The following is an 18,521-nucleotide window of genomic DNA, read 5'->3' as shown; positions in this document are numbered from 1 at the left end:
ATCGGCGGCCCGTGCGCCGATGGACCCGTTGTGGCAAGACGATCCCGCCGATCGCGGCTTGCACGAGGAAGAACTCGTCGTTGACATCGCCGGCTTCGAAGGGCCGCTCGACCTTCTCCTGCATCTCGCCCGCAACCAGCGCGTCGATCTGGCGCGCATTTCCGTGCTGGCGCTTGCCGAGCAATATATCGCCTTCATCGAGCGCGCACGCAGCATTCGGCTCGAGCTTGCCGCCGACTATCTGGTGATGGCCGCTTGGCTCGCCTTCCTGAAGTCTCGGTTGCTTATTCCGCAGCAGGCCAAGGATGAAGGCCCGTCCGGCGAGGAAATGGCGTCGGCGCTCGCGTTCCGCCTGAAACGGCTGGAAGCGATGCGGGAGGCCGCGACCCGTCTCATCAACCGCAACCGGCTCGGTCGCGACGTGTTTGCGCGCGGCGCGCCGGAACATATTCCGGTCGAGAAGAAATCAGCCTTCGATGCCTCCCTCTACGATCTTCTGCATGCCTATGCGTCGCTGCGCCAGCGCGAGGCGGTGATGCAGGTGACGATCGAAAAGCGGCAGGTCTGGTCGCTCGCCGATGCGCGGCTCGTATTGGCGCGCTTGATCGGAGACATGGTCGAATGGACGGCGCTCGATCATTTCCTCCTGCGTTACATGACCAGCCCGAAGGAGCGGGCGACGGCAATTGCCAGCTCATTTGCCGCCTCGCTCGAAATGGTGCGCGAAGGCCGTCTGGAGATCCGCCAGGATGGCGCATTTTCACCGATCTACCTTCGCCAAGGGCCGAACCCGATTACCCCGCAGGCGCTTGCGGATATGGAGGCGGGGCGTGACTGATCCGCAGGAGCACCTGCCAGGCGTCATCGAGCCGGAGGGCGAGGCGGACGAGACGCGTGCCGCGATCGATCCGCGAATGGAACTGGAAGCCGAGCGCATCGCCGAAGCGCTTGTCTTCGCCTCCGCCCAGCCGGTGTCAGAAGGTTATATCGCGTCCCGTCTACCACGCGGGAGTGACGTTCCACGCATCATGGCCAGGCTCAAGGCCATCTATGCGGAGCGGGGTGTCAACCTTGTTCAGGTGGCTGACCATTGGGCGTTCCGTACCGCGGCCGATCTCTCCTTCGTCGTCCAGACCGATGAAAACGAGGTGCGCAAGCTGTCGCGCGCCGCGCTCGAAGTCTTGGCGATCATTGCCTATCACCAGCCGGTGACGCGCGCCGAGATCGAGGACATTCGCGGCGTCCAGACATCGAAGGGCACGCTCGACGTACTGATGGAGGCCGGCTGGATCCGGTTTCGCGGCCGCCGCCGAACACCCGGCCGTCCGGTCACGTTCGGCACGACACGCGACTTCCTCGATCACTTCGGCCTTGAGGAACTGCGAGACCTGCCGGGTCTTGAGGAACTGAAAGGCGCAGGGTTGCTGTCTGGGCGTATCCCGTCGAATTTCCAGATCCCGGTGCCGCTCGGGGACGATGGCCTGGGCGATGACGAGGATCCGATCACCCAGCTCGATCTGGAGGAATTGGGCCTGCTCGCCCCGACCGGTGGTGACGAGGAGTAATATTCAACTCCCGCGATTTTCGTCCGGCAGGAGAGACCAGCGACTGCGCCCATTCGTCACGCTTGCGTGACATCGCACGAAATTTGGCTGGAAAGTCCGAAAAATCATACTGTTGACGGTATCTCCGCGCAACACTCCGTGCAAGGATTGCGCGACGTGCGGCTTTCCGTTAACGAGCGGAGTAGATTGCCGTTTGAAAAAGATGATTGAACATCTTAAATCGGGGTTCAAGACTTCAAGGGAGTAAGGATATGGGTTCCTTTAGTATCTGGCACTGGCTGATCGTTCTGGTCGTGGTTCTGCTGCTGTTCGGCCGTGGCAAGATCCCGGAACTGATGGGTGATGTTGCCAAGGGCATCAAGAGCTTCAAGAAGGGCATGACCGACGACGACACAGCGGCCGCTGACAAGGGGCTGGACGGCAAGACGGTCGAACACAAATCCGACGAAGTCCGCTGATCATGCATTGGGTAACAGCTCCCGCCCGCTAGTGGGCGGGGCCTGGCGCCATCCGGTTTCGTGGAGTTCTGAGAATGCTTGATGTCGGCTGGACCGAGATCGTCGTGATTGCCATCGTCCTGATCATCGTGGTGGGTCCGAAGGACCTGCCGCCGATGTTGCGGACGTTTGGCAAGATGATGACGAAGATGCGCGGCATGGCGAGCGAGTTTCGCCAGCAGTTTGACGAGGCGCTCAAGGAAGCCGACCTCGACGATGTGCGCAAGACGCTTGCCGATGCGCAAAAGCTCAATCCAGCGCACAGCATCCGCGAGGCGATGAACCCGCTTCGCCAGATGGGCAACGAGATCAAGGCCGACCTGCAGAAAGCGACGGCCGTCGAACAGAAGCCCGTCGATCAGAAGCCGGCTGAACCTGTCGCGGTGGCTCCGGTCGAACCCGCTGCCGAACCTGTTGTGGCACAGGAGCAATCAAAGCCGAGTCCTGTCGCTGCTGCTGCGATCGCGTCGGCTGCAAAGCAACTGGATCGCGCTGCCGAGGTCGAAAAGCCGAAAGCCAAGCGCGCTTCCAAGCCGAAAGTGACTGTCTCCGACGCTGCGATCGTGGCCCCGGTGAAAGCCGTTGTTTCCAAGGCGCCGGCGAAAAAATCGAAGAATACGGTCTCCGACAGCACAAAGCCCGAGACCCGCAAGGCTGCCGCCAAGGCGACCAGGAAAAAGGGTGACGCATGAGCAGCGATATCGAGGACAAGCCCCAGCCGTTGATGGCGCATCTGATCGAGTTGCGCGCGCGCTTGATGTGGGCGGTCGGTGCATTCTTCGTCGCTTTCGTCGTCTGCTTCTATTTCGCCAAGGGCATCTTCAACGTTCTCGTTCAACCGTTCAAATGGGCGGTCGAATGGGCAGGGCTCAATCATAAATCCGTCGAGCTGATCTATACCGCGCCGCAGGAATTCTTCTTCACGCAGGTGAAGGTTGCGATGTTCAGTGCGTTGGTCATCGCCTTTCCGGTCATCGCCTCGCAGGTCTACAAGTTCGTGGCACCCGGTCTTTACAAGAACGAGCGCGCCGCCTTTCTGCCGTTCCTGATCGCGTCGCCGATCCTGTTCATCATGGGCGGCTGCCTCGTCTATTTCTTCTTCACACCGATGGTGATGTGGTTCTTCCTGGCCATGCAGCAGGATGGTGGCGAGGGGCAGGTGTCGATCCAGCTTCTGCCGAAGGTTTCGGAATATCTGAGCCTGATCATGTCGCTGATCTTTGCCTTCGGACTGGTGTTCCAGCTGCCGGTGATCACGACACTGCTGGCCCGTGTCGGCTTCGTGACCTCGCAGGGGCTGAAAGAAAAGCGCAAATACGCGATCGTCATTGCGTTCATCGCAGCCGCGATCCTCACCCCGCCGGATCCGGTTTCCCAGATCGGTCTTGCCCTGCCGGCCATCCTTCTCTACGAGGTTTCCATCTACACGGCCCGACTCATCGAGCGGCAACGGGAACGCGATGCGGCGACACGCGCGGTTGCCGAGGCGGAGGAAAACGCCAGCTGACGCGATCCCGCGTCAGTGCGGTGTGTCCGGGCTCCGATTTTCGATACGACCGATCAGGACCTGAACGACCATGCTTGATATCAAATGGATTAGGGACAATGCCGAAGCCCTGGACGCGGCGCTTGCAAAGCGCGGCGCCGAGCCCCTCTCGGCGGCACTGATTTCGCTTGATGAGAAGCGTCGTTCTCTTGTCCAGTCGTTGCAGGACATGCAGTCGCGCCGAAACGCAGCGTCCAAGGAAATCGGCGCGGCGATGGCGCAGAAGAACAGCGACCTTGCCGAGACGCTGAAGGCCGAAGTGGCCGAGCTCAAGACGACGATGCCGGCGCTGGAAGAGGAAAGCCGCCAGACGGACGCCGCCCTTGCTGACGCGCTATCGACCATTCCGAATATTCCGCTCGACGACGTCCCCGTTGGCAGCGACGAGCATGGCAATGTGGTCAAGCACAGCCATGGCCAGAAGCCGGGCTGGAACCACAAGCCGAAGGAGCATTTCGAAATCGGCGAGGAGCTCGGCTGGCTGGATTTCGAAGGCGCCGCGAAGATCGCCGGTTCGCGCTTTACCATCGTCAAGGGACAATTGGCCCGGCTTGAGCGTGCGCTCGGCCAGTTCATGCTCGACCTGCACACCGGCGAGCACGGTTATCTTGAGGTCCAGCCGCCGTTGATGACGCGCGACGATGCGATGTACGGCACCGGACAACTACCGAAATTTTCGGAAGACCTGTTCAAGACCACCGACGGCCGTTGGTTGATCCCGACGGCGGAAGTTCCGTTGACCAATATGGTCCGCGAGCAAATCCTCGATGCGGAAGCCTTGCCGTTGCGCTTGACCGCGCTGACGCCGTGCTTCCGCTCGGAAGCGGGCTCTGCCGGTCGCGACACGCGCGGCATGCTGCGCCAGCACCAGTTCAACAAGGTCGAACTCGTTTCGATCACCGATGCGGAAAGCTCGATCGACGAGCACGAGCGCATGACGGCCTGTGCCGAGGAAGTGCTCAAGCGTCTCGGCCTGCATTACCGCGTCATGACGCTCTGCACCGGCGACATGGGCTTTGGCGCCCGCAAGACCTACGATCTCGAAGTCTGGTTGCCGGGGCAGGACGCGTATCGCGAAATCTCGTCCTGCTCGGTCTGCGGCGATTTCCAGGCGCGGCGGATGAATGCGCGTTACCGCGTCAAGGACGACAAGACCCTGAAGTTCGTTCACACCCTGAACGGGTCCGGTACGGCCGTCGGCCGCGCGCTGATCGCCGTCATCGAAAACTACTTGAATGAAGACGGATCGGTAACCATCCCGGACGTATTGTTGCCCTATATGGGCGGCCGGACCAAGATCGAACGGGCCAGCTAAGCCGCGTCCTGCGGCAGGGGAAGACATGCGGATTCTGCTGACAAACGACGATGGCATTCATGCCGAGGGCCTTTCCGTTCTCGAACGGATTGCGCGCACCATATCGGATGATGTCTGGGTGGTCGCGCCCGAAACCGACCAGAGCGGCTTGGCGCATTCGCTGACGCTTTCAGAACCGCTGCGTCTGCGGCAGGTCTCCGAGAAGCGTTTCGCATTGCGCGGCACGCCGACGGACTGCGTCATCATGGCGATCCGCAAGGTGCTGGATTTCAAGCCGGACCTCGTTTTGTCCGGAGTCAATGTCGGCGCTAACATGGCCGATGACGTCACCTATTCGGGAACGATCGCCGGTGCGATCGAAGGCACGCTGCAGGGCGTCCGTTCCTTCGCGCTCAGCCAGGCCTACAGCCATGTGAGCGGTGCGCCGGTGCCGTGGGATGTCGTCGAGTCGCATGCGCCAGCACTGTTGCGCAAGCTCATGTTCCTCGATTTGCCGGATGGCACGTTCCTCAACCTGAATTTCCCGAACTGTGCAGCTAATACAGTCCAGGGCACGGAAGTGACCGCGCAGGGGAAACTGGATTTCGGCCTGACGATCGATGAACGCGCAGACGGGCGCGGCCATCCCTATTTCTGGCTGCGCTTCGGAGAGCGTTTCGGCGATTTCCGGGCAGGAACCGATATTCACGCGATCCGTGAACACAAGATTTCCGTGACGCCGCTGAAGCTGGACCTGACCGATTATGCCGTTCAGGATCGGGTGGCACGCGCGCTGCTGGACGGAGAGGCCGATTGAGCCCGAGGGTCGTCGAGCAGGAAGGATTTGCCGCTCTCATGCTGCGGCTGAGGGGCGAGGGGATTTCCAGCAAGGAACTGCTCAACGCGGTGGAGCAGACGCCGCGTGCCATCTTCACGCCACCGCAATATCAGGACAGCGCTTACTCTTCCCGATTGCTGCCGCTGGAATGCGGTGCGTTTATGGAAGGGGTCGATTTCGCTGTCCGATTGCTGCACAGCTTGAATATCAAGCCGGGGCAGCGCATTCTCGAAGTTGGGACGGGCAGTGGTTTCACCGCTGGCGTCATGGGGCGCATGGCAGAGCGTGTTCTGACGATCGACCGTTACAGGACGCTCGTCACGACCGCGCAGAAAAACCTGGAAAAGGCGGGTATCCGCAACGTCATCGTTCGCCAGGCGGACGGCAGTATCGGACCGGCGGGCGAGGGTACCTTTGATCGCATCCTGATCACTTCTGCCTTTCCGAGCCTGCCGCGCGTCTTCTCCGATCATCTCGTTTCGGGCGGGGTGCTTATCGTGCCGATCATGATGAGCGAGACGGAATGTCGGATCGTTCGGCTGACCCGCACCGGCAGCCGTTTCGATCGCGAGGATCTGTTCGACGCGCCCTACCTGCCGATCCAGCCGCAGCTGGCGTCTTTCCTGTAGGCCGGATGCCCGACACAATCTACACCGATCGCGTTCTTGCTGCTCTCTATGACAGCCTCAATCCTGCGGGCGCGGATACCGACTTCTACTGCGCCCTTGCCCGAGAACCGAGCCGTATCCTCGATCTCGGCTGCGGCACGGGACTGCTGACTGTCCGGCTGGCATCGCAGGGGCATGCGGTGACAGGGCTCGATCCGGCGCAAGCCATGCTCGATATCGCCTGTCGTCGCGAAGGAGCCGATCAGGTCTCCTGGATCCTCGGCGATATCACGGCCTTGCCGCCCGACAGCCGTTTCGATCTGGCCCTTATGACCGGCCATGTATTTCAGGTTTTTCTCGATGATATCGAGACAGTGGCCGTTCTGTCTGCCGTGAAGAAATCCCTCGCGCCGGGTGGCCGTCTGGTGTTCGAAAGCCGCAATCCGCCTGCGCGTGCGTGGGAGAACTGGGAGCCGGACCGCTCCCGCCGGACGGTCGAGCATCCGGATTTCGGCCTCGTCGAAACCTGGCATGACGTCACTGATGTCAGCGACGGGCAAGTGACCTTTCGGACCCATACTCATCTGACTGCAGATGGTCGGATAGAGACGAGTGAAAGCCGTCTCGCCTTCCGCAACCGGGCTGAAATCGACGCGCTGATGCGGCTTGCTGGATTCACGGACATGGAGTGGCAGGGAAACTGGGATGGGGCACCATTTTGCGATGAAAGCCCGGAAATCATCGTCATTGCCAGCTGATTCCACCCGATATGGCTCTGCTGCAGAGGCATGAGATTGATTGGTTTGATCGCGGCATCACAATTTATTATTGCAAAATCAGAACGTTAACTTTTCATTAACGATGGTCAGTCTCGCGCAAGTTTCGAGGCCTAACCGGATATCTGCGCACAAAAGTCATATCTTTGAGCTGACCCCCTGACGTGATGCGTGTTTGTCAGTTCATTCCAGGCGTCCAAACGCAGGAGACGACAGATGCAGATCGCAAACAGATTGACCTCGACGCCGACCGGCGACGGCATGGGCAACCTTGCCGGCCGCGCCGTTGCCCAGACAACAGCAGGAAATCGTGAAGTCGGCGGTGCGGCTCCATCCTTCATTGGCGGCTATGATCCGTCCTCGCGTGTTTCGCTCTCCGCTGAGGCGATGTTGTTCCTGAGCCGCACGAAGAAAGTACAGGAGAAGCTTCCGGCCCTGACACAGGACGAATGGGCCAACAAGCTCTCGCCACAACTTGCGGCGCGTGAATATCAGGCTTTCGGGAAATACAGCGAGACGGGCGACTATAAGGCCTATTACCGCGCTTTTATCGAATATTACGACAACCTTCGCCCCGAGGACCAGAACAGCCTTCGTTACTTCGGGACGCGCGATGCCGCTATCGCAGGGGCACGCTCCGTCGAGTACAATGATGAAAGTGGCATCGATAGCGGGGCAGGCTTTCAGACGCTCGTGAGCGTTTTGCTCGATACGGAAAAGACGGCAACGGACCTGAGCCAGAGCCAGGGCGCCGGCGGCATGACCACCGGTGACATGCTCGGCTGGGATACGGGCACGATCAGCTACGAGGACGTGACGCAGACGCGTGGCACGCTCTCCGAGATCGAGAAGTTCTATCAGGAAAGTTTCTGATATTCGGGCGTTCGCCGGCCCCGTAAAAAACACAAACAGCCTGTCTTATTTGATTTGCATGTGAACCTGAGGTATTCACTGGGGCTGCAACCGGCTTTCGAGAGCAACCGCATATTCGGTGTGCCGCCCGGCCGCTTCCCCCTGATTTGCTTGGCTCCGGCAAGCGATCATGGTTATCAATTCATCAAAAATCGTAAGCCCGCATGCCGGTTTTAACCGCGCGGTAACTCTAATGCGCTTTAATCATCTTACACCGAGTTGTGTTCCAGTTGGGTAAAGCGTCATGCGTATTAGAGTTTCGTCAAGTGTAAGTAAGTCCGTCGTTCGCCTGGCTGCGGCGGTATTGCTGGCAAGTGCCGCTACAGGGTGCAGCTCGGATGCGAGCCGTTTCGGCGGGCTTTTCTCCAGGTCGGACGACCTGACGACCAACTCCATCTCTCGTAGCAGCGTTCCGATCCCGGCGACCGATGTTCAGGATGGTGGAATTGCTTCGGCGCCGGTCATGGCGACTGAAAATCGCGAGCAGGCCATGGATCAGCCATTCCCGGATCCGGTCAATACTGCGGCGACGCCTGTTTCCCGAGCTCGCGAAGTTTCGACACCCATCAACGTTCAGCGCACCGCACTTGCCGATCCGACGGTGAATGCGCGCAAAACGTCGATTGCACAGCCGATGCCGGCAGCGCGTGAGGTCGCAAAGGCCGAGAAGAAGATCAATGCCGATCCGGTCACCACCGGCACGACGAAGGGCGGCTGGTCGACGACAAATGCGCCGGCCGTGCTGATGCGCCAGGGTGATACGGTGGCGACGCTCTCCAAGCGGTTCGGTGTTCCGGAAAAGGAAATTCTCAGGGCAAACGGCATGAAGTCCGGAGCCGATGCCGAGCCCGGCCAGCGCATCCTGATCCCGACCTTTGCGGTTTCCGGCAGTGCCGCCAAGGCTTCGGCGTCTGATCAGGCTGCCAGCCTCGATATCGACAAGCAGAGGAACGCACCGCTGGAGCAGGATAACCGCGAAGTCGCGATCCTGCCCGGCCAGACGAAGCCTCGTGAAAAAGACGGCAAGAATGCCGATCTCGCCTCGGGCAAGCAGCCGGTCTCGGGTGACGGCAATGGCCAGAACGGAACCTACACGGTCAAGGCTGGCGATTCCCTTAACCGGATCGCCAAGGCGAACAATGTCTCGGTCGAAGCGCTGCGCAAGGAAAACGGTCTGAGCACGGCTGCCATCCGCGTCGGCCAGACGCTGAAGATGCCCGGGGCCAGTGCTTCCGCTCCCGATCAGGTCGTGACGGCCTCCGTCCCGGATAAGGAGGCCGAAGTGAAGGTCGCGAAGGCGGAAGCCGAGAAGCCGGCGGAATACAAGGCTCCGGTTGCCAACAAGTCAGTCGAGGTCGCATCGAAGGAAGAGGTATCCGAATCCTCGCCGAAGGGGACAGGTATCAGCAAGTATCGCTGGCCGGTCCGCGGTGCTGTCATCGCCGGATATGGTGCCAATGTCGAAGGCAACCGCAACGAGGGCATCAATATCTCCGTTCCGGAAGGCACACCGATCAAGGCTGCCGAAAACGGTGTGGTTATCTATTCCGGCAGCAGCCTGAAGGAACTTGGCAATGCCGTCCTGGTTCGCCACGACGATGGCACGGTGACCGTCTACGGCAATGCTTCGGAACTGAAGGTCCAGCGTGGCCAGAAGATCCAGCGCGGCCAGACACTGGCAGCGTCCGGCATGAGCGGTACGGCAACCCAGCCGCAGGTGCACTTCGAGGTTCGCAAGAACGCCAGCGCCGTCAACCCGGCGACCTTCCTCGAATAGTCGGCGTCAAAAACAGTCATCACAGATGTGGAAAAGCCCCGTTGAGGGGCTTTTCCGATTTCAGAGCGTGTCGATCTTCTTCTGCGATCGTCCGGCCAGATCCTGGATGAATTGCCAGGCGACGCGGCCGGAACGCGCGCCGCGCGTCGTGCTCCATTCCAGCGCATCCGCATGCAGGTGCTCCCGATCGGTCTCCAGCCCGAAATAGTCTGCATAACCGTCGATCATGGCGAGATAGTCGTCCTGGCTGCATTTGTAGAAGCCCAGCCAAAGGCCGAAACGATCGGAAAGCGACACCTTTTCTTCGACAGCTTCCGACGGGTTGATCGCCGTTGATTGCTCGTTTTCCATCATGTGACGCGGCAGAAGGTGCCGGCGATTGGATGTCGCGTAGAGAAGCACATTGCCCGGCCGTCCTTCGATGCCACCATCCAGCACTGCCTTCAGGGACTTGTAGGATGTGTCGTCATGGTCGAAAGACAGGTCGTCGCAGAAAACGATCACCGGGACTGGTGCCGTCTTCAGGATTTCCATGAGGATCGGCAAGGTCGCGATATCCTCGCGATGCACCTCGACCAGTTTCAGCCGAACGCCGGCTTGCCTCGAGACGGTTGCATGCACGGCCTTGACCAGCGAGGACTTGCCCATGCCGCGCGCCCCCCAAAGCAGCACATTATTGGCCGGGAAGCCTTGTGTGAACCGAAGTGTGTTGTCGAACAGGATATCGCGGACATGGTCGACGCCACGAATGAGTTTGAGATCGACCCGGTTCGGCCGCGCCACGGGCTGCAGATGCTGGCGCTGGGGCGACCAGACGAAGCATTCGGCTGCATCCCAGTCGTTGACGGCGGGGGCCGGACCGGCAATACGCTCAATGGCGGCAGATAGTTTGCGCATTTCAGCGATCAGAAGGTCGATTTTCGTATCCTGCATCAAAGAACATCCTGAATGATGGCATCGGTTTTGACCCGAGGTTCCGACCGAGGAGACCAAGTGTGCGGTAACATGGCTGCGGTAACGGTAAAAGGCGGGAAATCCATCAATAGGCGCTTCTCCTCCGGCTGATTTCATGTATGAGGCAGATGATACAGAAGCCGGGCAGGGCGTTGTTGCATTCATGGCAGCCTTTCCTATATTCCGGCGATCCGAAACGCGGGCAAATGCCTGCCAGAGACTATTCAAGGAGTGATTGATGTTCATTACCGAGGCATTCGCCCAAGCAGCAGCACCCGGCGCCACCGCCGGCGGCGCCGATATCCTGATGTCGATCCTGCCGTTCCTGCTGATCTTCGTGGTAATGTACTTCCTGATCATCCGTCCGCAGCGCGCCAACATGAAGCGCCGCGAGGAGTTGCTGAAGAACATTCGCCGCGGTGACCAGATCGTGACCGGTGGTGGTATCGTCGGCAAGGTGACGAAGGTTGTCGATGACACCGAACTGGAAGTCGAAATTGCTGACGGCGTGAAGATTCGTGTGGTACGCAGTGGTGTATCCGAAGTCCGTGTAAAGGGTGAACCCGTCAAGGAGTGAGCCTGCAGGGAGGCCGGAGCGTTCCGGTCGCCCTGTAACCACGTATCTTTGAGAGCTTCATGCCGTATTTTTCCAGCTGGAAAACCATCACCGTCTGGCTCGTCGTGCTTCTCAGCATCGTGGTCGCCCTGCCGAACGCAGTATCCAACAGCACGTTGGAGAGTTTGCCGGATTGGGTGCCGAACAGACAGGTGATGCTCGGCCTCGATCTTCAGGGCGGATCGCAGATCACGCTGAAGATCGAGCGGGATGATGTGATCAAGGCCCGCCTGCAGGCCACCATCGACGAGGTGGGAACACGTCTGCGGGCCGCCGATATCGGCTATTCGGGCCTGTCCGGAACCGGGCAGGCCATTCAGCTTCGCCTTCGTGATGCGGCTCAAGCGGGCGCGTCGCAGGCGGCGCTGAAACCACTTGCTGACCCGGTTAAAGAAGGCAGTCTGACCAAGGATCCAGTCAGCGAGGTCACCATTGGCGTCGCTGCAGACGGTGTGCTGACCCTCGACCTGACGAACGAAGGTATCGATTATCGTGTGTCCACGATGACCGATGGTGCGATCGCCGTGTTGCAACAGCGATTGATCGATCTCGGGGCACTTCAGCCAAAGCTGCGGCGACAGGGCGCCGACCGGATCATCGTCCAGATTCCCGGCCGGTATGACCCCGAGCAGGTCAAATATATCCTGAGCCAGGCCGGCAACTTGTCTTTCCGCAGCATTGACATGTCGATGGCGGTCGAAGACGCCGTCAACGGCCAGCCGCCGGTAACATCCGAAGTTCTTTACTCCGCTGATGATCCACCGATCGGTTATCTGGTCCGCAGGCAGCCGATCATTGCCAATGCCGACATTGTCGATGCCCAGGCGGCCATCAATGCGCAGTCGGGCAATCCGGTCGTCAATCTGAGACTTGGGTCTGAGGGAACGGAGCGTTTTGCCAAGGCGACGGCCGATAGTGCCGGAACGACGCTCGCCATCGTCCTCGATGGGGCCGTGATCGCCACGCCATTGGTGCGCAAGGCGATTACCGACGGGACGGTTCAGCTTTCTGCCGACATGAGTAGTGAAGGCGCCGGCGATCTGGCACTTCTATTGAGGGCCGGCGCGCTGCCGACGCCGCTGACTGTCGTCGAGGAGCGCTCGATCGGGGCGGGACGCGGAGCCGATTCGATTCATTCGATCCTGATGGCGGGTGCGGTCGGCGCCGTGCTTGTCGTGCTTTTCATGCTGGCGTTCTATGGGCTGTTCGGTGCTGTCGCGAGCATTGCCGTTGCCTTCAACGTCGTCATGATCATTGCAGTCCTGTCCGCGACCGGCCTGGCGCTGACGTTACCGGGCATCGCCGGCATCGTGCTGACGATCGGCATGGCCGTGGATTCCAATGTGTTGATCTACGAGCGCATCCGCGAGGAGGTGAAACACGGCCGGTCGCTTCGCGAAGCGCTCGACTTCGGATTTTCGCGCGCCTTCTCCGCGATCGTCGATGCCAATATCACCACCCTGATTGCCGCAATCATCCTGCTGTTCCTTGGAACCGGGGCCGTGCGCGGTTTTGCAGTGACGCTGGCGATCGGTATCGTGACAACGTTGTTCACGGCTTACACATTGACGCGCGTGATGCTTGAGGTCTGGCTTGCTCGCAGCCGCCCGACCGAGCTACCGGCGGGAATTCGCACAGGCATCTTCGATGGCGCGGCATTCCGGTTCATGGCGATCCGAAACTACGTTTTTTCGCTGACGACGCTGCTCTCGGTTGTCAGCATGCTGCTGTTCGGCGCGCTCGGCATCAATCTCGGTATCGATTTCTCCGGTGGCTCTGTCATCGAACTGAAGGCGCGGGAAGGGAATGCGGATATCGACGATATCACCGGGCGTCTCTACGAACTCAATCTCGGCGATGTTACCGTCAAGCCTTTCGGATCGCCGCAAGATGTTGTGGTTCGCGTCCATTCACGCGATGGCGGCGAAAATGCCGAGCAAACCTCGGTCATCCTGATCCGCAGCGAATTGGAGGATGCCTATGAATTCCGCCGCGTCGAGGTGGTCGGACCGACCATTTCTGGCGCTCTCACCAAGGCGGCGACCATTGGTGTGATGGGTTCGCTTCTGGCGATTCTTGTCTATATCTGGATCCGGTTCGAATGGCAGTTCGCGGCTGGCGCCGTCGTGGCGACGCTGCACGACGTGCTCCTGACAATCGGATTGTTCGTCGTGACAGGAATGGAGTTCAACCTGACAAGTATCGCCGCACTGCTGACCATCGTCGGCTATTCATTGAACGACACCGTCGTCGTCTATGACCGTGTGCGCGAAAACCTGAAGCGTTATCCGCGCATGCCTTTGCCGATCTTGATCGACACTTCGATCAACCAGACACTGTCCCGTACGGTATTGACCGGTGCGACAACGATGCTGGCGCTCGCCGCGCTGAGCATTTTCGGCGGCGAGGCGGTTCAGCCTTTCGCATTCGTCATGCTGTTCGGTGTCGCTGTCGGTACGTTCTCGTCGATCTACGTTGCCGGTCCTGTGCTCATCCTGTTCAAGCTGCGTCACGGGGCAGAGAAGACAGGTGGCAGCCCGCCATCAGCAAGGGGGACGCTATGATCCTGCGCGGCAAACCGATCGAGATTCGCAAGGCCCATTTCCCGGGCCGGGCGCCGATCGACAGCTATGGCAATGGCGGGTTTCGCTTTGCCGACATGTCGCATCGCGGTTCGCTGCTGATGCTGCCATCGGGGATCTACGGCTGGGACATGGCGGAAGGCGATCCATTAACGCCGGAACAGTTCGAGCGTGTCATCCAGGATGCGTCTGAGATCGAGGTGATCCTCGTCGGAACCGGCAAGGATATCCGTCCGTTGCCGGCCGCGTTGAAAACACTTTTCAAGGAGCATGCGATCTCGTCGGACCCGATGAGCACAGGAGCCGCCGTGCGGACCTACAATATCATGCTTGCCGAATCCCGTGCGGTGGCTGCGGCCCTGATCGCCGTTTAATCCCATGGCCAACTCCCAAGACCCGAAGGCGCCCAGCGAGGCTGCCTATGAATTCAGCCTGTCGGCGTTGCGCGACAGTGATCGTGACCGCTATCTTGCCTGCCTGCTTTCACCTGCAGACAAACGCGGTCCGCTATCAGCGCTCTACGCTTTCCATGCAGAAATCGCGAGGATCCGGGATCTCGTGCGTGAACCGTTGCCCGGAGAAATCCGCCTGCAATGGTGGCGCGATGTGCTTGATGATCCCAGCGGTGTGAAGGGCGAGGGACACCCGCTTGCCGAGGCCTTGCTGACCTGCATCAGGGCCTACAAGTTGCCGGTTCCTGTTTTGCAAAACATGATTGATGCCCGGATCTTCGATCTCTATGACGATCCGATGGAAAACCGGTCGTCGCTGGAAGGGTATGCCGGCGAGACGGCGTCGGCTCTGATCCAACTCGCCAGTCTCATTCTCGATCCGGCCAATGCGCAGCAATCCGCATCCGCCGCCGGTCATGCCGGTGTTGCCCAGACGATTGCAGGTCTGCTGCTGCTCTTGCCTCTGCATCGGCGCCGCGGGCAGGTCTATTTTCCGCAGGAACTGTTGGCTGCGACCGGGCTGGACCGGGAGGCCTTCCTGTCGGGCAAGGACGAGGAGGCCCTTGGTCAGGCGATTCGTGCCTTTGCAGGCCTTGGACGCGATCATCTCGCCAAGGCACGCAAAGAGGCCACGGCGATCTCGCCGCACAACCGATACGCGTTTACGCCTGTCGCTTTGGCACAGCCGGTTTTTGATCGCGCCGAGAAGGCTGGTGCACGGCTGTTCGAGACATCGATCCAGCCATCTCAGTGGCGCAGGCAATGGTGGATGTGGAAAGCCGCGCGCAGTGGTCGCTGGTAGACGAATATGAACGGAATTCAGGTTTCATCAATCGTATTTGAGGAAACCTGACGGTACATTGGCACAAGCTTGGGCTTTTAGGGTCCCCGTCGTATTATTCTGTCGATCGGCGTCAAAGGAAACCGGCATATGATTTGGCCAATCCTCCTTATGGTGGTGTTGCTTGCAGCCATTTTCTACACGCGGATGAAAGCGCGGGCGGAAAAGGATCGGCGTGAGCCGGATGCCGGTCTGGCGATTCTGGATTTTGGTCGCGCCTTCCCGGACGAAGCAATCCGGGCCATTCATGCAACTGCAGATGAGAAGGCCTATTTCGTGCGTCTGCATGACGGCAAGGCCGGCTTCATGGCGGCCCATGGCACGCATTTCGTCTGCCACCTGATCGAGGCGGGCAAGGTCAACACGACCAACGCACCGGGCGGCCGGGGCCTGGCGGTGCATTTCGCCGATTTTTCCTATCTCGACGGGACCTATGAATTTCCGAGCGCGGAAATTGCTGCCGAGGTTTCGCTCTGGCTGCTCGGCAGCTTCAATCCGCAGTCAGACTTCAAGGTCATCCCAGCAACCTGAAGACGCGTCAGACTGCTTTCAGCCAGGCGGCACAATCCTCGAGAGCCCGCGCGGCGACGAGTTGCTTCTTCATCACCGTCTTGTCCTTGCCGCGAAAGCGCTTCACGCCGTCCGGCTTGACGACTGCGCCCGGCTCCAGCAGGGGAAACAGGCCAAAATTGATGTTCATCGGCTGGAACGACCGCTTTCCCGGTTCGTCGTCGGAGACGATATGCCCGCCGGTGATGTGGTTGAGCAGCGAACCGAACGCTGTCGTCGCCGGTGGAAGCGGCAAGGTCTCGCCCTTGCGCTCGGCGGCGGCGAAGCGTCCGGCAAGCAGGCCGATGCTGGCGCTCTCGACATAACCTTCGCAGCCGGTGATCTGGCCGGCGAACCGCAGGCCCGGGCGAGACTTTAGCGTCAGCGAGCCGTCGAGAAGGACCGGCGAATTGATATAGGTGTTTCGGTGCAAACCGCCGAGACGGGCGAACTCGGCATTCTGCAGTCCCGGAATCATCCGGATCACCTCTGCCTGCGCGCCATACTTCAGCTTTGTCTGGAAACCGACCATGTTGTAGAGTGTGCCGAGCGCATTGTCCTGGCGCAGCTGGACGACAGCGTAAGGTTTCACTGTCGGATTGTGCGCGTTGGTCAAGCCCATAGGCTTCATCGGGCCGTGGCGCAGCGTTTCACGTCCGCGCTCGGCCATGACCTCGATCGGCAAGCAGCCATCGAAATAGGGTGTGCCTTCCCATTCCTTGAAACCCGTCTTGTCGCCGGCGATCAGGGCATCGACGAAGGCATTGTACTGCGCTTCATCCATCGGGCAGTTGATATAGTCCTTGCCCGTTCCGCCCGGCCCGACCTTGTCGTAGCGGGACTGGAACCAGCAGACATCCATGTCGATGCTTTCGGTATGGATGATCGGCGCGATGGCGTCGAAGAAGGCCAAGGCGTCGGCGCCGGTTTCCGCCTGGATGGCGCTTGCGAGCGACGGCGCGGTGAGCGGGCCGGTGGCGATGATGGCGAGATCCCAATCCTTCGGCGGCAGGCCGGCCACTTCCTCGCGTACGACGGTGATGAGCGGATGACTGTTGATCGCTGTGGTCACTGCATCGGAAAACCCGTCACGATCGACGGCGAGCGCACCGCCGGCCGGAACCTGGTTCTTGTCGGCGCAGGACATGATCAGCGAGCCGGCAAGGCGCATCTCGGCATGCAGGACACCGACGGCATTGCTGGTCGCGTCGTCAGAGCGGAAGGAGTTCGAGCAGACCAGTTCGGCAAGGCCGTCGGTTTTGTGGGCATCCGTGCCGCGCACGCCGCGCATTTCGTGCAGGATGACCGGGATTCCGGCGCTGGCGATCTGCCAGGCGGATTCTGAACCGGCGAGGCCGCCGCCGATGACGTGAATGGGGGAAAGGGAAGATGTGTCTGTCATGCGCCGTTCTTAGAGCAAGGCGGGCCGGAAGGAAACTGCTTCCGGATGGCATATGCATGCAGGGTAGGCCCGGAATCAAAAACGGCACCCTGTGGTGCCGTTTTTAGTCCCTCGACATTCCGAGTCCGATTAACGGAAGGAACGCGAAGCGATGTTGCGAATGTCGAAGCGGGTGATGCCGATGTCGGTCAGAGCGTGATTGGACAGGTTGCCCAACTCAGCAACGGTACGGCGATAGTTGATCCAGCTTTTTGCGATACGAATCGGGTTCATGATCTTTTCCTCAGAAAACAAATGAGCAGTGCAGTGATTTGCCTGCTTCGTTGGGATGTTTATACGCCTCACGCGGGAAAAGATGGAGTGCAAAGAAAATGCATCTGCTATGCATTTGTGCATTGCGGTGCTGTTTCCGTGGGCATCCTCGGTGTTTGATCAAAAAGACGCCAGGCATTAACGAAGCGTTATGCAGGCGATTCTTCTGTTAACTATTTAATTTTCCGACGTGGTTTGACAGCGATCGCGAGGTGATCCAAGTCACGCGTCGATCGCAACGATGGAATGGCGCTTCAACATGAATCTGCACCGAAAATGAGCAACTCTGAATGTTGCATTGCGAAGCGGAGCTTCGCTGCCTTCATGCGCGTTAAGGTCCTAACTGCTTATCTCGAATCTTGACGAAAAAAAACGCCCGCCGGAATGAACCGGAGGGCGTTTGGCAGCTACGTACCGGGCCGGACAAACCGGCCGCTACGAGACTTACTTGACTGCCTGGCGGGCAACGTACTGGATATCTCCACGGCCGATGCCGAGGTCGTTCAGTTCGCGGTCGCTCATGCGGCCGAGTTCGTTGCAGGTCTGACGATACTTGCGCCAGTTATTGAAAGAGCGTGTCAGGTTCATGATGCTGGTCCTTTCTAGGTCTGCCAGCACCGTTTGCTGGCCCTCATCTGATGATCGGAATATACGCTGCCGCCCTACGAAATTACAGAAACAATGCTGCATCGCACCCATGCGTTTAATGCAGGTCTTTCAAGGTCGATGGTCTTGTTATGACCAAATTCTATGCGCGTGGAGGTGCGGAGTGTCGTCGGCCAGGTATGCGCTGAAAACAAAAAAAACAACACCCGTCGGGGGAGGGGGTCCGACGGGCGTTGCCTGTTCCGATCGACAACTTGGGAGGAGGAGTGTCGTCGATCCCGTCGAGGCGCGTTGGGAGGAGGAGAGCGCTGTCTCGAACTTGAATTGAAGATAAGCGCTGCCTTGCGGAATGTGTAGAGCCAATCGGGAATGGCACCCATGTAACGGGCGCATG

The 18,521-nt window shown here is 59.7% G+C and carries 20 protein-coding genes; 16 read left to right on the top strand and 4 right to left on the bottom strand.

Going from position 1 to position 18,521, the window contains the following annotated elements; genetic code table 11:
• The first annotated feature begins 19 nt into the window (after positions 1–19).
• The 11 genes from ASG68_RS22535 to ASG68_RS22485 all read left to right on the top strand — a co-directional run bounded on the left by ASG68_RS22535 (position 20) and on the right by ASG68_RS22485 (position 9,813).
• Positions 20–838, top strand: a complete 819-nt coding sequence (locus tag ASG68_RS22535; protein ID WP_062585861.1) for a segregation and condensation protein A — start codon at positions 20–22, stop codon at positions 836–838.
• Between the two features lie 76 nt (positions 839–914).
• Positions 915–1,565, top strand: coding sequence for an SMC-Scp complex subunit ScpB (gene scpB, locus ASG68_RS22530; RefSeq protein ID WP_244484317.1), 651 nt, complete (start codon positions 915–917; stop codon positions 1,563–1,565).
• 251 nt (positions 1,566–1,816) lie between these two features.
• Entirely contained in the window at positions 1,817–2,023 is a 207-nt protein-coding gene (locus ASG68_RS22525) for a twin-arginine translocase TatA/TatE family subunit (RefSeq protein ID WP_062585662.1), read from the top strand.
• Between the two features lie 74 nt (positions 2,024–2,097).
• Positions 2,098–2,754, top strand: coding sequence for a Sec-independent protein translocase protein TatB (gene tatB, locus ASG68_RS22520; RefSeq protein WP_062585664.1), 657 nt, complete (start codon positions 2,098–2,100; stop codon positions 2,752–2,754).
• Positions 2,751–3,569 (top strand): twin-arginine translocase subunit TatC, encoded by an 819-nt coding sequence (tatC, locus tag ASG68_RS22515; RefSeq protein ID WP_062585666.1) that lies wholly within the window; start codon positions 2,751–2,753, stop codon positions 3,567–3,569. Before tatB ends, tatC begins: the two co-directional genes overlap by 4 nt.
• 70 nt (positions 3,570–3,639) lie before the next feature.
• Complete coding sequence (gene serS, locus ASG68_RS22510) at positions 3,640–4,923, top strand: serine--tRNA ligase (protein WP_062585669.1); 1,284 nt, start codon at positions 3,640–3,642, stop codon at positions 4,921–4,923.
• A 25-nt stretch (positions 4,924–4,948) separates the two neighbouring features.
• Positions 4,949–5,719, top strand: coding sequence for a 5'/3'-nucleotidase SurE (gene surE, locus ASG68_RS22505; RefSeq protein WP_062585671.1), 771 nt, complete (start codon positions 4,949–4,951; stop codon positions 5,717–5,719).
• Complete coding sequence (locus ASG68_RS22500) at positions 5,716–6,369, top strand: protein-L-isoaspartate(D-aspartate) O-methyltransferase (protein ID WP_062585673.1); 654 nt, start codon at positions 5,716–5,718, stop codon at positions 6,367–6,369. Before surE ends, ASG68_RS22500 begins: the two co-directional genes overlap by 4 nt.
• 5 nt (positions 6,370–6,374) lie before the next feature.
• Positions 6,375–7,106: a class I SAM-dependent methyltransferase gene (locus ASG68_RS22495; RefSeq protein WP_062585675.1), complete on the top strand. Its 732-nt coding sequence runs from the start codon at positions 6,375–6,377 to the stop codon at positions 7,104–7,106.
• A 234-nt stretch (positions 7,107–7,340) separates the two neighbouring features.
• Positions 7,341–7,997 (top strand): hypothetical protein, encoded by a 657-nt coding sequence (locus ASG68_RS22490; protein WP_062585677.1) that lies wholly within the window; start codon positions 7,341–7,343, stop codon positions 7,995–7,997.
• A 283-nt stretch (positions 7,998–8,280) separates the two neighbouring features.
• Entirely contained in the window at positions 8,281–9,813 is a 1,533-nt protein-coding gene (locus ASG68_RS22485) for a LysM peptidoglycan-binding domain-containing M23 family metallopeptidase (protein ID WP_062585679.1), read from the top strand.
• 60 nt (positions 9,814–9,873) lie between these two features.
• Here ASG68_RS22485 and ASG68_RS22480 read toward each other — a convergent pair whose 3' ends face one another.
• Positions 9,874–10,746: an ATP-binding protein gene (locus ASG68_RS22480; RefSeq protein ID WP_062585682.1), complete on the bottom strand. Its 873-nt coding sequence runs from the start codon at positions 10,744–10,746 to the stop codon at positions 9,874–9,876.
• 259 nt (positions 10,747–11,005) lie between these two features.
• Here ASG68_RS22480 and yajC point away from each other — a divergent pair, with 259 nt between their 5' ends.
• The 5 genes from yajC to ASG68_RS22455 all read left to right on the top strand — a co-directional run bounded on the left by yajC (position 11,006) and on the right by ASG68_RS22455 (position 15,789).
• Complete coding sequence (gene yajC, locus ASG68_RS22475) at positions 11,006–11,344, top strand: preprotein translocase subunit YajC (protein WP_062585684.1); 339 nt, start codon at positions 11,006–11,008, stop codon at positions 11,342–11,344.
• A gap of 59 nt (positions 11,345–11,403) precedes the next feature.
• Complete coding sequence (gene secDF, locus ASG68_RS22470) at positions 11,404–13,947, top strand: protein translocase subunit SecDF (RefSeq protein WP_062585688.1); 2,544 nt, start codon at positions 11,404–11,406, stop codon at positions 13,945–13,947.
• A complete protein-coding gene (locus ASG68_RS22465) occupies positions 13,944–14,339 on the top strand; it encodes an Mth938-like domain-containing protein (protein ID WP_062585689.1) in 396 nt (131 codons plus the stop codon). Before secDF ends, ASG68_RS22465 begins: the two co-directional genes overlap by 4 nt.
• Positions 14,340–14,343: 4 nt before the next feature.
• The gene (locus ASG68_RS22460; RefSeq protein ID WP_062585691.1) at positions 14,344–15,219 is read left to right on the top strand and encodes a phytoene/squalene synthase family protein; all 876 of its coding nucleotides are present in this window, start codon (positions 14,344–14,346) and stop codon (positions 15,217–15,219) included.
• A gap of 129 nt (positions 15,220–15,348) precedes the next feature.
• Positions 15,349–15,789 carry a hypothetical protein gene (locus ASG68_RS22455; RefSeq protein ID WP_062585692.1) on the top strand — a complete coding sequence of 147 codons (441 nt, stop codon included), beginning with the start codon at positions 15,349–15,351 and terminating at the stop codon, positions 15,787–15,789.
• A gap of 7 nt (positions 15,790–15,796) precedes the next feature.
• On the opposite strand, the gene trmFO is transcribed toward ASG68_RS22455, so the two are convergent.
• From trmFO to ASG68_RS30890, 3 genes are all read right to left on the bottom strand, one after another.
• Positions 15,797–17,209 carry a methylenetetrahydrofolate--tRNA-(uracil(54)-C(5))-methyltransferase (FADH(2)-oxidizing) TrmFO gene (trmFO, locus tag ASG68_RS22450; RefSeq protein WP_062585694.1) on the bottom strand — a complete coding sequence of 471 codons (1,413 nt, stop codon included), beginning with the start codon at positions 17,207–17,209 and terminating at the stop codon, positions 15,797–15,799.
• A 129-nt stretch (positions 17,210–17,338) separates the two neighbouring features.
• Complete coding sequence (locus ASG68_RS30895; RefSeq protein ID WP_081927849.1) at positions 17,339–17,482, bottom strand: DUF1127 domain-containing protein; 144 nt, start codon at positions 17,480–17,482, stop codon at positions 17,339–17,341.
• A gap of 483 nt (positions 17,483–17,965) precedes the next feature.
• Positions 17,966–18,109, bottom strand: coding sequence for a DUF1127 domain-containing protein (locus tag ASG68_RS30890; RefSeq protein ID WP_082478033.1), 144 nt, complete (start codon positions 18,107–18,109; stop codon positions 17,966–17,968).
• Between the last annotated feature and the right edge of the window lie 412 nt (positions 18,110–18,521).

Origin of the sequence: Rhizobium sp. Leaf453 (assembly GCF_001425605.1) — a bacterium.
Taxonomy (GTDB): Bacteria; Pseudomonadota; Alphaproteobacteria; order Rhizobiales; family Rhizobiaceae; genus Pararhizobium.
This window is presented reverse-complemented; position numbering and strand designations above follow the sequence as displayed.

What these genes read in the sequence shown, in the direction of transcription:
- ASG68_RS22465 (WP_062585689.1), top strand. Translation starts at nt 13,944, where the DNA reads ATGATCCTGCGCGGCAAACCGATCGAGATTCGCAAGGCCCATTTCCCG.
- tatC (WP_062585666.1), top strand. Translation starts at nt 2,751, where the DNA reads ATGAGCAGCGATATCGAGGACAAGCCCCAGCCGTTGATGGCGCATCTG.
- scpB (WP_244484317.1), top strand. Translation starts at nt 915, where the DNA reads ATGGAACTGGAAGCCGAGCGCATCGCCGAAGCGCTTGTCTTCGCCTCC.
- ASG68_RS30890 (WP_082478033.1), bottom strand. Translation starts at nt 18,109, where the DNA reads ATGAACCTGACACGCTCTTTCAATAACTGGCGCAAGTATCGTCAGACC.
- trmFO (WP_062585694.1), bottom strand. Translation starts at nt 17,209, where the DNA reads ATGACAGACACATCTTCCCTTTCCCCCATTCACGTCATCGGCGGCGGC.
- ASG68_RS22485 (WP_062585679.1), top strand. Translation starts at nt 8,281, where the DNA reads ATGCGTATTAGAGTTTCGTCAAGTGTAAGTAAGTCCGTCGTTCGCCTG.
- ASG68_RS22535 (WP_062585861.1), top strand. Translation starts at nt 20, where the DNA reads ATGGACCCGTTGTGGCAAGACGATCCCGCCGATCGCGGCTTGCACGAG.
- yajC (WP_062585684.1), top strand. Translation starts at nt 11,006, where the DNA reads ATGTTCATTACCGAGGCATTCGCCCAAGCAGCAGCACCCGGCGCCACC.
- ASG68_RS22480 (WP_062585682.1), bottom strand. Translation starts at nt 10,746, where the DNA reads ATGCAGGATACGAAAATCGACCTTCTGATCGCTGAAATGCGCAAACTA.
- ASG68_RS22490 (WP_062585677.1), top strand. Translation starts at nt 7,341, where the DNA reads ATGCAGATCGCAAACAGATTGACCTCGACGCCGACCGGCGACGGCATG.
- ASG68_RS30895 (WP_081927849.1), bottom strand. Translation starts at nt 17,482, where the DNA reads ATGAACCCGATTCGTATCGCAAAAAGCTGGATCAACTATCGCCGTACC.
- ASG68_RS22460 (WP_062585691.1), top strand. Translation starts at nt 14,344, where the DNA reads ATGGCCAACTCCCAAGACCCGAAGGCGCCCAGCGAGGCTGCCTATGAA.
- ASG68_RS22455 (WP_062585692.1), top strand. Translation starts at nt 15,349, where the DNA reads ATGATTTGGCCAATCCTCCTTATGGTGGTGTTGCTTGCAGCCATTTTC.
- ASG68_RS22525 (WP_062585662.1), top strand. Translation starts at nt 1,817, where the DNA reads ATGGGTTCCTTTAGTATCTGGCACTGGCTGATCGTTCTGGTCGTGGTT.
- surE (WP_062585671.1), top strand. Translation starts at nt 4,949, where the DNA reads ATGCGGATTCTGCTGACAAACGACGATGGCATTCATGCCGAGGGCCTT.
- ASG68_RS22495 (WP_062585675.1), top strand. Translation starts at nt 6,375, where the DNA reads ATGCCCGACACAATCTACACCGATCGCGTTCTTGCTGCTCTCTATGAC.
- tatB (WP_062585664.1), top strand. Translation starts at nt 2,098, where the DNA reads ATGCTTGATGTCGGCTGGACCGAGATCGTCGTGATTGCCATCGTCCTG.
- serS (WP_062585669.1), top strand. Translation starts at nt 3,640, where the DNA reads ATGCTTGATATCAAATGGATTAGGGACAATGCCGAAGCCCTGGACGCG.
- secDF (WP_062585688.1), top strand. Translation starts at nt 11,404, where the DNA reads ATGCCGTATTTTTCCAGCTGGAAAACCATCACCGTCTGGCTCGTCGTG.